Raw genomic sequence first — 11627 nt, forward strand, 5'->3', positions numbered from 1 at the left:
CCCCCCCCCCCCCGCCCCCCCCCCCCCCACCCCAGCCCCCCCCCCGGCCCCCGCCCCCCCCCGCCCCCTCCCCTCCCGCGCGCCCGGCCCCGCCCCCCCCGGGCGCCCCACCGGCGCCCGCGGCACCACGGTGGGGGAGGTCGTCTTCAACACCGGCATGACCGGCTACCAGGAGACGCTCACCGACCCGTCCTACCACCGGCAGATCGTCGTCATGACGGCCCCCCACATCGGGAACACGGGCGTCAACGACGAGGACCCCGAGTCCGGCAAGATCTGGGTCGCCGGGTACGTCGTGCGCGACGCCGCGCGACGCGCGTCGAGCTGGCGCGCCCGGCGCACCCTCGACGAGGAGCTCGCCGCGCAGGGCGTGGTCGGCATCAGCGACGTGGACACGCGCGCCCTCACGCGCCACCTGCGCGAGCTCGGCGTCATGCGCGCCGGGATCTTCTCGGGCGACGCGCTCGTGCGCGACGGCTACCCCCGCACCGTCGAGGACCTCGTCGCGGAGGTGAAGGCCGCGCCCGCGATGGCGGGCGCCGACCTCGCGCGCGAGGTCAGCACGGACGAGGCGTACGTCGTCGAGCCGTTCGAGGGCTCGACGCCCGACGGCGAGCCCGTCGCGACCGTCGTGGCCGTGGACCTCGGCATCAAGTCCATGACGCCGCAGCGCCTCGCCCAGCGCGGGGTGCGCGTCCACGTGGTGCCGGCCTCGACGACGATCGAGCAGATCGAGGCGTACGCGCCCGACGGCGTGTTCTTCTCCAACGGCCCCGGCGACCCGGGCGCCGCGACGCACGAGGTCGAGCTGCTGCGCGGCGTCCTCGACCGCGGCACCCCGTTCTTCGGGATCTGCTTCGGCAACCAGATCCTCGGGCGCGCGCTCGGGTACGGCACGTACAAGCTCGCGTACGGCCACCGGGGCATCAACCAGCCCGTCATGGACCGCCGCACCGGCAAGGTCGAGGTCACGGCGCACAACCACGGGTTCGCCGTGGACGCGCCGCTCGACGGCGAGTCCGTCGCCCCGCACGACGGCGGCCGCTACGGGCGCGTCGTCGTGTCCCACGTCGGGCTCAACGACCAGGTGGTCGAGGGGCTCGAGTGCCTCGACCTTCCCGCCTTCTCCGTCCAGTACCACCCCGAGGCCGCGGCCGGCCCGCACGACGCCGCGTACCTCTTCGACCGCTTCGTCGAGCTCATGGCGTCCCGACGCTCCGAGGGCTCCGAGGCCGCCGACCAGAACACCAAGGAGAGCTGACCGTGCCTCGCAGAACCGACATCTCCAGCGTCCTGGTCATCGGGTCCGGCCCGATCGTCATCGGCCAGGCGTGCGAGTTCGACTACTCCGGCACCCAGGCGTGCCGCGTGCTCAAGGAGGAGGGCCTGCGGGTCGTCCTCGTGAACTCGAACCCGGCCACGATCATGACCGACCCCGAGTTCGCCGACGCCACGTACGTCGAGCCGATCACGACCGAGGTCCTCACGTCGATCATCGCCAAGGAGCGCCCCGACGCGCTCCTGCCCACGCTCGGCGGGCAGACCGCGCTCAACGCGGCGATCGCGCTCGACGAGGCGGGCGTGCTCGCGGAGTACGGCGTCGAGCTCATCGGCGCGAACATCGCGGCGATCCAGAAGGGCGAGGACCGCCAGCAGTTCAAGGACGTCGTCGAGAAGTGCGGCGGCGAGTCCGCGCGCTCGCTCATCGTGCACACGGTCGAGGAGGCGGTCGCGGCCGCGGGCGACCTCGGCTACCCGATGGTCGTGCGCCCGTCGTTCACGATGGGCGGCCTCGGCTCGGGCTTCGCGTACGACGAGGAGGAGCTGCGCCGCATCGTCGGGCAGGGCCTGCACTACTCGCCGGTGACGGAGGTGCTCCTCGAGGAGTCGATCCTCGGCTGGAAGGAGTACGAGCTCGAGCTCATGCGCGACAAGAACGACAACGTCGTGGTCGTGTGCTCGATCGAGAACGTCGACCCGGTCGGCGTGCACACGGGCGACTCGATCACGGTCGCGCCCGCGCTCACGCTCACCGACCGCGAGTACCAGAAGCTGCGCGACATCGGCATCGCGGTGATCCGCGAGGTGGGCGTCGACACGGGCGGCTGCAACATCCAGTTCGCCGTCGACCCGGACACGGGCCGCGTCATCGTCATCGAGATGAACCCGCGCGTGTCGCGCTCGTCCGCGCTCGCGTCCAAGGCGACCGGCTTCCCCATCGCGAAGATCGCGGCGAAGCTCGCCGTGGGCTACACGCTCGACGAGATCCCGAACGACATCACGCAGGTCACGCCGGCGTCGTTCGAGCCGACGCTCGACTACGTGGTCGTCAAGGTGCCGCGCTTCGCGTTCGAGAAGTTCCCCGCGGCGGACCCGACGCTCACGACGACCATGAAGTCGGTCGGCGAGGCGATGGCGCTCGGGCGCAACTTTACCGAGGCGCTCGGCAAGGCGCTGCGGTCGATCGACAAGGGCGGCGCGGTGTTCCACTGGGACGGCGAGCCCGTGTCCGGCGCGGAGCTCGACGACCTCCTGGTGCGCATCGCGCGTCCCACGGAGAACCGCATCATCGGCGTCCAGCAGGCGCTGCGCGCGGGCGCGAGCGTCGAGCAGGTGTTCGAGGCGACGAAGATCGACCCCTGGTACCTCGACCAGATCCAGCTCGTCAACGAGGTCGCCGCGGCCGTCGCCGACGCGCCCGCGCTCACGCACGACGTGCTGCGCGAGGCGAAGAAGCACGGCCTGTCGGACGCGCAGGTCGCGCGCCTGCGCGGCATGGGCCCGGCGGGCGAGGCGACGGTGCGCGAGGTGCGGTACGCGCTCGGCGTGCGCCCCGTCTACAAGACGGTCGACACGTGCGCGGCCGAGTTCGCGGCCCGCACGCCGTACCACTACTCGTCGTACGACCTGGAGACCGAGGTCGCCCCGCGCGAGCGTGAGGCCGTGATCATCCTCGGCTCGGGCCCGAACCGCATCGGCCAGGGCATCGAGTTCGACTACTCGTGCGTGCACGCGGCCCTCACGCTGCGCGAGCGCTACGAGACGATCATGGTCAACTGCAACCCGGAGACGGTCTCGACCGACTACGACACGTCGGACCGCCTGTACTTCGAGCCGCTGACGTTCGAGGACGTGCTCGAGGTCTACCAGGCCGAGCTCGCGGCCGGCCCGGTCAAGGGCATCATCGTCCAGCTCGGCGGGCAGACGCCGCTCGCCCTCGCGCAGCGCCTCGCGGACGCGGGCCTGCCGATCCTCGGCACGAGCCCCGAGGCGATCGACGCCGCCGAGGACCGCGGCGAGTTCGGCCGCGTCCTCGTCGAGGCGGGCCTGCCCGCCCCGGCGTTCGGCACCGCGCGCTCGCTCGACGAGGCGAAGGACGTCGCGGCCGGCATCGGCTACCCGGTGCTCGTGCGCCCGTCCTACGTGCTCGGCGGGCGCGGCATGGAGATCGTGTACTCGGCGGAGCAGCTCACCGGCTACGTCGAGCGCGCCCTCGCGGCCGCGGCGGCCGAGGACCGCACGGCCGGGACGCTGCCCGCGCCGCTGCTCATCGACCGGTTCCTCGACGACGCGATGGAGATCGACGTCGACGCGCTCTACGACGGCACCGAGCTGTTCCTCGGCGGCGTCATGGAGCACATCGAGGAGGCCGGCATCCACTCGGGCGACTCGGCGTGCGTCCTGCCGCCCGTGTCGCTGTCCGAGCAGGAGATCGAGCGGATCCGCCGCTCGACCGAGGCCATCGCGAAGGGCGTCGGGGTGCGCGGCCTGCTCAACGTGCAGTACGCCCTCGTCTCGGACGTGCTGTACGTCCTGGAGGCGAACCCCCGCGCGTCGCGCACGGTGCCGTTCGTGTCGAAGGCCACGGGCACGTCGCTCGCGAAGGCCGCGGCACGCGTCATGGCGGGCGAGTCGATCGCCGCGCTGCGCGCGGCGGGCGTCCTGCCTGCCGAGGGCGACGGCGGCACGCTGCCGCTCGACGCGCCGATCGCGGTGAAGGAGGCCGTCCTGCCGTTCAAGCGGTTCCGCACCGCGGACGGCACGGTGGTGGACACCGTCCTCGGCCCGGAGATGCGCTCTACGGGCGAGGTCATGGGCTTCGACCGCGACTTCCCGCACGCGTTCGCCAAGTCGCAGGCCGCGGCGTTCGGCGGGCTGCCGACGTCGGGCCGCGTGTTCGTCTCGGTCGCCGACCGCGACAAGCGCTCGATCGTGTTCCCGGTGAAGCGCCTCGCGGAGCTCGGGTTCGAGATCCTCGCGACGGACGGGACGTCGAGCGTGCTGCGCCGCAACGGCATCGCGTCGCGCGTCGTGCGCAAGTTCTCCGCGGGTCGGGGCGCCGACGGCGAGCCGACGATCGTCGACCTCATCACCGCGGGCGAGGTGGACATGGTCATCAACACGCCGTCCGGTCAGGGCGCGCGCGCCGACGGCTACGAGATCCGCGCGGCCACGACCGCGGCCGACAAGCCGATCGCGACGACGGTCGACCAGCTCGCCGCCGCCGTGCAGGGCATCGAGGCGGTCCTCGCGGGGCCGTTCGCGGTCGGGAGCCTGCAGGAGCACATGGCGGGCGAGGGCCTCACGGCCGGCGTGGCGCCCGCGGCTCCGGAGCGGGTGCGCGCGTGAGCGCGGGCTTCGGCGCGCGCCTCGCCGCGGCGATGGACGACCACGGCCCGCTGTGCGTCGGCATCGACCCGCACCCCGGTCTGCTCGCGGACTGGGGCCTGCCCGACGACGCCGCGGGGCTGCGTGAGCTCGGCCTGCGGGTCGTCGAGGCGGTCGGGGGGCGCGTCGCCGCGGTCAAGCCGCAGTCGGCGTTCTTCGAGCGGCACGGGTCGCGCGGCGTCGCGGCGCTCGAGGAGGTCCTCGCGGCCGCCCGGGCGGCCGGCACGCTCGTGGTCATGGACGCCAAGCGCGGGGACATCGGCTCGACCATGGCGGCGTACGCCGACGCGTACCTGCGCGACGGCTCGCCGCTCGCGGCGGACGCCCTCACGGTCTCGCCGTTCCTCGGCTTCGGGTCGCTGCAGCCCGCGGTGGACGCGGCGCTGGAGACGGGGCGCGGTCTGTTCGTGCTGTGCCTCACGTCGAACCCCGAGGGTGCCGAGGTGCAGCACGCGCGCCGCGGCGCCGGGGCGGGCGTCGAGTCCGTCGCCGCCCACGTCGCGCGGGAGGCGGCGCGCGTGAACGCGCCGGTCGTCGAGGCGGGCGACCCACTGGGGCCGGTCGGCCTCGTGGTCGGCGCGACGATCGCCGACGCCGCGACCCGCACGGGCACGGACCTCGCCGCGGTGCGCGGTCCGCTGCTGGCGCCCGGCGTGGGCGCGCAGGGCGCGGGCCCGGCCGAGCTCGCCGCGGTGTTCGGCGCCGCGCGCGGGCAGGTGCTCGCGTCGTCGTCGCGCGGCGTGCTGCGCGAGGGCCCGGACGCGGACGCGCTGCGCGCCGCGGCGCGGGCGGCCACGGACGAGGCGGCACGCGCCCTGCGCGGCTGAGTCCGCCCCGCGTACGACCACCGGGCCGGCACCCCACGGGTGCCGGCCCGCGGTCGTCTGCGTCCGGGCCCGGGCCCGGGCGCGTCGCCCGACGGTCGCCGACCGACGTGCCGCCGTCGTCCGACCGCACGGGCTCCCGGCGGACCGCTGTCCCGGTCGCGCGTGCCAGACTGCGCCCATGACCCCGCGCGACGACGTCCCGCCCGTCCCCGCCGCCCCCGACCCGGGCGGCGCGGTGCCCGGGCGCTCGACGTGCCGGGCACGTGGAACGCGCGCGACGTCGGCGGGAGGGCCGTGCCGGTCGGGCACGACGAACCGTTGCGCACGGGCGTGCTGCTGCGCACGGCGAGCCTGTCGCGCCTGACGCCGGCGGGGCAGGCGGCCCTCGTCGACCTCGGCGTGCGGACCGTCGTGGACCTGCGTGGCCCGGACGAGCTCGCGCGCGACGGCGCCGACGCCGTGCCGGGCGGCGTGCGGGTGCTGCGTCGCGGCATGGACCCGGCGCAGGGGATGCGCGCGGGGGCCGGCGGGGCGACGGGTGCGTCGGCCGACCCGGCGGCGCTCGTCGCGGGGCTGCTCGCGGCGGACGACCCCGCTGGCGTCGCGCGCCGGATGATGCACGGCGTGTACGCGACGTTCGTCACCGACCCGTGCGTGCGCGCCACGGTGGGGCGCGTGCTGGCCGACGTCACGACCGGCGACGGTGCGAGCGTCGTGCACTGCTCGGCGGGCAAGGACCGCACGGGATGGGTCGTCGCGCTCGCGCAGCACGTCGCGGGCGTCGCGGAGGAGGACCGCATGGCGGAGTACCTCGCGAGCGCCGCCGCGGCGGACGGGCTCGCGGCCGTCGTGCCGCCGCTGCCCGGGCTGTCGCCCGACGCGCTCGCCCCGCTCCTCACGGTCGAGCCCGACTACCTCGCGGCGGCGTGGGACCTCGCGGCGCGCGAGCACGGCAGCGTCGACGGCTACCTCGCGGCGTGCGGCGTGACGACCGCGGTGCGCGACGCGCTCGTGGCGCGCCTCGTCGCGTCCTGAACCGGGGCGCGGGGCCGGGCGGTCACGGACGGGCAGGGCCGGGACACGGACGGTCGGCTCGGGCGGGGGCGGGCGTACGGAGGCGTGAGGGCTCGCTCCCGGCGCGGCGGGGGCGCGCGACGCGCCATGCCCAGTCGTTGCCCGATCGGTCGAGGCTCGCTACGTTCGAGGGGTCGGCTCCGTGCGTCGGCGCAGGTCGCCCGGGTGATTCACCCGATTCGGGCTCCTCGTGGGCGCACCCGGACGACTGTGTGGGCCCATCCGCCTGACGACGAGTAGGTGACTTGCGTGGCACTTCCACCCCTGACCCCAGAACAGCGTGCAGCGGCGCTCGAGAAGGCCGCGGAGGCCCGGCGGGTCCGCGCCGAGGTGAAGAACAGGCTCAAGTACTCCCAGGGCTCCCTGAAGGAGGTCATCGAGCGCGGCCAGACGGACGACATGATCGGCAAGCTCAAGGTCGTCTCGTTGCTGGAGTCGCTGCCCGGCGTGGGTAAGGTGAAGGCTCGGGCGATCATGGAGGAGATCGGGATCGCCGAGACACGTCGTGTCCGCGGCCTCGGCCCCCACCAGTCCGCGGCCCTCATCGAGAGGTTTGGCTGACATTTCCGCGCACCCGTCCGAGCCGACGCCGCACGCCCCCGAGGGGGCGGCGGAGCCGGCCTCCCCGTCCACCCTGCCCGGACCCGCCCGCCTGACCGTCCTGGCGGGACCGACCGCCGTCGGGAAGGGGACGGTGTCCGCCGACATCCGGGCCCGCTACCCCGAGGTGTGGCTCTCGGTGTCTGCGACGACGCGCGACCCGAGGCCGGGCGAGGTGGACGGCGTGCACTACCTGTTCGTCGGCCCGGACGAGTTCGCGCGCATGGTCGCGGACCGCGAGCTGCTCGAGTGGGCGGTCGTGCACGGGCGCAACAGCTACGGCACGCCCCGGCGCGCGGTCGAGGAGAAGCTCGCCGCGGGCGTGCCCGCGCTGCTGGAGATCGACCTCCAGGGGGCGCGGCAGGTGCGGGCGTCGATGCCCGAGGCCCGGTTCGTGTTCCTCGCGCCGCCGAGCTGGGACGAGCTCGTCCGGCGGCTCGTGGGCCGCGGCACGGAGGACGCGGAGGAGCGTGAGCGCCGGCTCACGACGGCGCGCGTCGAGCTCGCGGCGGAGTCGGAGTTCGACCACGTCATCGTCAACGACGAGGTGCACCGCGCGACCGACGAGCTCGTGCGCGTCATGGGCCTCGAGCCCCGGCCCGTGGACGCGACGCAGGGCGCGGGTCCCGTGCCGGCCGGGCGCACCGAGCAGCACACCGAGTAGACTGTCCTGCGGTGCCCGCGCGCGGGCGCGCTCCCCGGTGGGCCGACGGCCCGGTCGGCGGCCCGTCCCCGGACGTGGCGCGGCGGCGGCCCGGCCCCGGACGGAGCGGCGCACGCGCCGCCGCCATCGACCAGCTGCAGCGCCCGGCTGCAGACCCTTGAACCCACGGAGCGAACTGTGTCCGGAACCGTCGCCGCCCCCGAGGGCATCACCGACCCGCCGATCGACGACCTGCTCGAGCACGTCGACTCGAAGTACGCGCTCGTCATCTACTCGGCGAAGCGCGCGCGCCAGATCAACGCGTACTACTCGCAGCTCAGCGAGGGCCTGCTCGAGAACGTCGGCCCGCTGCTCGAGACGCGCAACCAGGAGAAGCCGCTGTCGATCGCGATGCGCGAGATCAACGCGGGCCTGCTGACCATCCAGGCCGAGCCCGAAGAGGCCCCCGAGGCCTGAGCCCGCACGCCGCGCACCTCCGCCGGAGGGCGCGGCGTTCGTGCGTCCGCGGGCGGACGCGCCGCGCCCGCGGACGGCGGGCGGCCAGGACGAGTCGGAGGAGCGACATGCGGATCGTGCTCGGGGTGAGCGGCGGGGTCGCGGCGTACAAGGCCGTGCTGCTGCTGCGGCTGCTGCGCGAGCAGGGGCACCGGGTGCGCGTGGTGCCCACGGCGGCCGCGCTGCGCTTCGTGGGCGCGCCCACGTGGGAGGCGCTGTCGGGCGAGCCGGCGACGGACCAGGTGTTCGAGGACGTCGAGCACGTGCCGCACGTCGCGCTGGGCCAGGGCGCGGACCTCGTGGTCGTCGCGCCCGCCACGGCGGACCTGCTGGCGCGCGCGGCGTCGGGCCGGGCGGACGACCTGCTCACCTCGACCCTGCTCACCGCGCGCTGCCCGGTGGTCATGGCGCCCGCGATGCACACGGAGATGTGGGAGCACCCGGCCACGGTCGCGAACGTCGCGACGCTGCGCGCGCGGGGCGTGCACGTGATCGAGCCGGCGTCGGGTCGCCTGACGGGCGCGGACACGGGCCCGGGTCGCCTGCCGGAGCCCGACGAGATCGCGCGCGTCGCGCTGCGGGTCGCGGCGGAGGCCGGGGCCCTCGCGGACGGGGCGGACCTGGACGCTCCGGCGTCCGGCGAGGCCCCCGCGGGCGACCTCGCGGGCCGGCGGGTCGTGGTGTCGGCGGGCGGCACGCGCGAGCCGATCGACCCGGTGCGGTTCATCGGCAACCGGTCGAGCGGCCGCCAGGGTGTGGAGCTCGCGGCCGCCGCGCAGGCGCGGGGCGCCCGGGTGACGCTCGTGGCCGCCAACCTGGCCCCGGACGTCGCGGCCCTCGTGCGCGAGCACGGGCTCGACGACGTGGTGCCGGTCGAGACGACGGCGCAGCTGCGGGACGCGGTCCGCGCCGGGGCGACGACGGCGGACGTCGTGGTCATGGCGGCGGCGGTCGCGGACTTCCGTCCGGCCCACGCCCCGGACGCGAAGATCAAGAAGGTGCCGGGCCGAGGGCCGGAGCCGATCGCGCTCGTCGAGAACCCCGACGTGCTCGCCGAGCTCGCGCACGACCGGCTGCGCGACGGCCAGGTCGTCGTCGGGTTCGCCGCGGAGACGGGCGACGCGGACGGGTCGGTGCTGGACCACGGGCGCGCGAAGGCGCGGCGCAAGGGCGCCGACCTGCTCGTCGTCAACGCGGTGGGCGAGGGGCGCGGGTTCGCCGTGGACGCGAACGACGTGACGGTGGTCGACGGCGGCGGCGAGGTCGTCGCCGTCGCGAGCGGCACCAAGCGCGAGGTCGCGCACGCGGTGTGGGACGCGGTCGCCGCGCGGCTCGCGGGGTCCGGGTCTCCCGCGGGTGGTGGCGCCGGGGCGTCGGCGAGCCTGCTCCCGGCCGCCGAGTGACCCGCGTCTCGTCTCGACTGCCGGATGCCCGCGCCCACGCTTCGGGACAGTAGGCTGTGCGGCATGGCTGATCTGCGTCTCTTCACGTCCGAGTCCGTCACCGAAGGACACCCGGACAAGGTCTGCGACCAGATCTCCGACTCCATCCTCGACGCCCTCCTCGCGCAGGACCCGACGTCGCGCGTCGCCGTGGAGACGATGGTGACCACGGGCCTCGTGCACGTCGCGGGCGAGGTCACCACGGACGCGTACGTCGAGATCCCGCAGATCGTGCGCGACGTGGTGCGCCGCATCGGGTACACCTCGTCGGCCATCGGGTTCGACGCGGACTCGTGCGGCGTCTCGGTGTCGATCGGGCAGCAGTCGCCGGACATCGCGCAGGGCGTGGACAAGAGCCTCGAGGAGCGCGACGACCAGGGGGCGCACGACCCGCTCGACGCACAGGGCGCGGGCGACCAGGGCCTCATGTTCGGGTACGCGAGCGACGACACCCCCAGCCTGATGCCGCTGCCGGTGTGGCTCGCGCACCGGCTCGCGGAGCGCCTCGCGCTCGTGCGCCGCGACGGCACGGTGCCGGGCCTGCGCCCGGACGGCAAGACGCAGGTGACGATCGGGTACGACGGCGACCGGGCGGTCACGCTCGACACGGTGGTCCTGTCCACGCAGCACGACCCGGACGTGCGCCAGGACGACCTGCACCGTCTCGTCGCGGACGACGTCGTGGCGCCCGTCCTCGAGGCCGCGGGCCTCGACCTCGACGCGAGCGCGACGCGCCTGTTCGTCAACCCAACGGGCACGTTCGTCGTCGGGGGGCCGCGCGGCGACGCGGGGCTCACGGGCCGCAAGATCATCGTGGACACGTACGGCGGCATGGCCCGGCACGGCGGCGGCGCGTTCTCGGGCAAGGACCCGTCGAAGGTGGACCGCTCCGCCGCGTACGCGACGCGCTGGGTCGCGAAGAACGTCGTCGCCGCCGGGCTCGCGCGCCGCTGCGAGGTGCAGGTCGCCTACGCGATCGGCAAGGCGCACCCGGTGGGCCTGTACGTCGAGACGTTCGGCACGGAGAAGGTGCCGGTCGAGCGGATCACGGCCGCGATCCGCGAGGTGTTCGACCTGCGTCCCGCCGCGATCATCCGCGACCTGGACCTGCTGCGCCCCATCTACGCGCCGACGGCCGCGTACGGGCACTTCGGGCGCGAGCTCGAGCAGTTCACGTGGGAGCGCACGGACCGCGTCGCGGACCTGCAGTCCCTCGTGTGAGGACGCCCGCACCGCCGCCCGGGCCGGTCGCGCCCGCGCGCCCGGCCGTGACGGCGGCGCGTGGTTCGATGGCGTCGTGAGCGAGCCGCAGGACACGCCCGGGGAGGCGGTGCAGGACACCCTGCCGGGCGTGACGCCGCCCCCCGCCCCGCGCACGCCCGCGCCGCCCGCGTCCCTGCAGGCCGCCGCGGAGCTGCCCGTGGCGCGCCTCGCGCTCGACCTGTCGCCCGCGCACCTCGACCGCGCGTTCGACTACCTCGTCCCGGCCACGATGGCCGACGACGCGCGCCCGGGCGCCCGGGTCAAGGTGCGGTTCGCGGGCCGCGACGTGGACGGGTACGTCCTGGAGCGCGTCGAGCGCTCGGACCACGACGGCCGCCTGCTGCCGCTGCGCCGCGTCGTGTCGCCCGAGCCGGTGCTCGCGCCCGCCGTGGCGCGCCTCGCGCGCGCGGTCGCCGACCACTACGCGGGCACCCTCTCGGACGTGCTGCGCCTCGCCGTGCCGCCGCGCCACGCGCGCGCCGAGCAGGCGTTCCTGTCGGCGACGGCAGCGACGGCGGCTGCGGGCGGCGCCGCGGCGGGGGAGACGGCGCCGGGGACGACCGGTGGCGAGACGCCGGGCGCGCCCCCCGGTGC

Annotated in this window: 10 protein-coding genes; all 10 read left to right on the forward strand. The window is 75.4% G+C overall.

Translation table 11 applies throughout. From position 1 onward, the window contains the following. A partial coding sequence (gene carA, locus GYH36_RS17695) for a glutamine-hydrolyzing carbamoyl-phosphate synthase small subunit (RefSeq protein ID WP_203232010.1) occupies positions 1-1261 on the forward strand: 1261 nt, incomplete at its 5' end. 2 nt (positions 1262-1263) lie between these two features. Then, positions 1264-4629 carry a carbamoyl-phosphate synthase large subunit gene (gene carB, locus GYH36_RS17700; protein WP_024839643.1) on the forward strand — a complete coding sequence of 1122 codons (3366 nt, stop codon included), beginning with the start codon at positions 1264-1266 and terminating at the stop codon, positions 4627-4629. Further along, positions 4626-5495, forward strand: a complete 870-nt coding sequence (gene pyrF / locus GYH36_RS17705; RefSeq protein WP_024839644.1) for an orotidine-5'-phosphate decarboxylase — start codon at positions 4626-4628, stop codon at positions 5493-5495. The genes carB and pyrF overlap by 4 nt, the downstream gene beginning before the upstream one ends. A gap of 252 nt (positions 5496-5747) precedes the next feature. Further along, positions 5748-6530, forward strand: coding sequence for a tyrosine-protein phosphatase (locus GYH36_RS17710; RefSeq protein WP_162290532.1), 783 nt, complete (start codon positions 5748-5750; stop codon positions 6528-6530). A 288-nt stretch (positions 6531-6818) separates the two neighbouring features. Continuing rightward, a complete protein-coding gene (gene mihF / locus GYH36_RS17715) occupies positions 6819-7130 on the forward strand; it encodes an integration host factor, actinobacterial type (protein ID WP_021482878.1) in 312 nt (103 codons plus the stop codon). Between the two features lie 73 nt (positions 7131-7203). Continuing rightward, positions 7204-7833, forward strand: coding sequence for a guanylate kinase (gene gmk, locus GYH36_RS17720; RefSeq protein WP_051471470.1), 630 nt, complete (start codon positions 7204-7206; stop codon positions 7831-7833). A 177-nt stretch (positions 7834-8010) separates the two neighbouring features. Further along, the gene (rpoZ, locus tag GYH36_RS17725; protein WP_024839647.1) at positions 8011-8289 is read left to right on the forward strand and encodes a DNA-directed RNA polymerase subunit omega; all 279 of its coding nucleotides are present in this window, start codon (positions 8011-8013) and stop codon (positions 8287-8289) included. A gap of 107 nt (positions 8290-8396) precedes the next feature. Further along, positions 8397-9731: a bifunctional phosphopantothenoylcysteine decarboxylase/phosphopantothenate--cysteine ligase CoaBC gene (gene coaBC, locus GYH36_RS17730; protein ID WP_162290533.1), complete on the forward strand. Its 1335-nt coding sequence runs from the start codon at positions 8397-8399 to the stop codon at positions 9729-9731. A gap of 63 nt (positions 9732-9794) precedes the next feature. Then, a complete protein-coding gene (gene metK / locus GYH36_RS17735; protein ID WP_024839649.1) occupies positions 9795-10991 on the forward strand; it encodes a methionine adenosyltransferase in 1197 nt (398 codons plus the stop codon). 76 nt (positions 10992-11067) lie between these two features. Beyond that, the coding region (locus tag GYH36_RS17740; RefSeq protein WP_446661274.1) for a primosomal protein N' family DNA-binding protein at positions 11068-11627 on the forward strand (560 nt) is incomplete at its 3' end.

It is taken from the genome of Cellulosimicrobium composti (assembly GCF_010287905.1).
Lineage (GTDB): Bacteria > Actinomycetota > Actinomycetes > Actinomycetales > Cellulomonadaceae > Cellulosimicrobium > Cellulosimicrobium composti.

Excerpts from the sequence above, each read along its gene's own strand:
- metK (WP_024839649.1), top strand. The coding sequence starts at position 9,795 with ATGGCTGATCTGCGTCTCTTCACGTCCGAGTCCGTCACCGAAGGACAC.
- coaBC (WP_162290533.1), top strand. The coding sequence starts at position 8,397 with ATGCGGATCGTGCTCGGGGTGAGCGGCGGGGTCGCGGCGTACAAGGCC.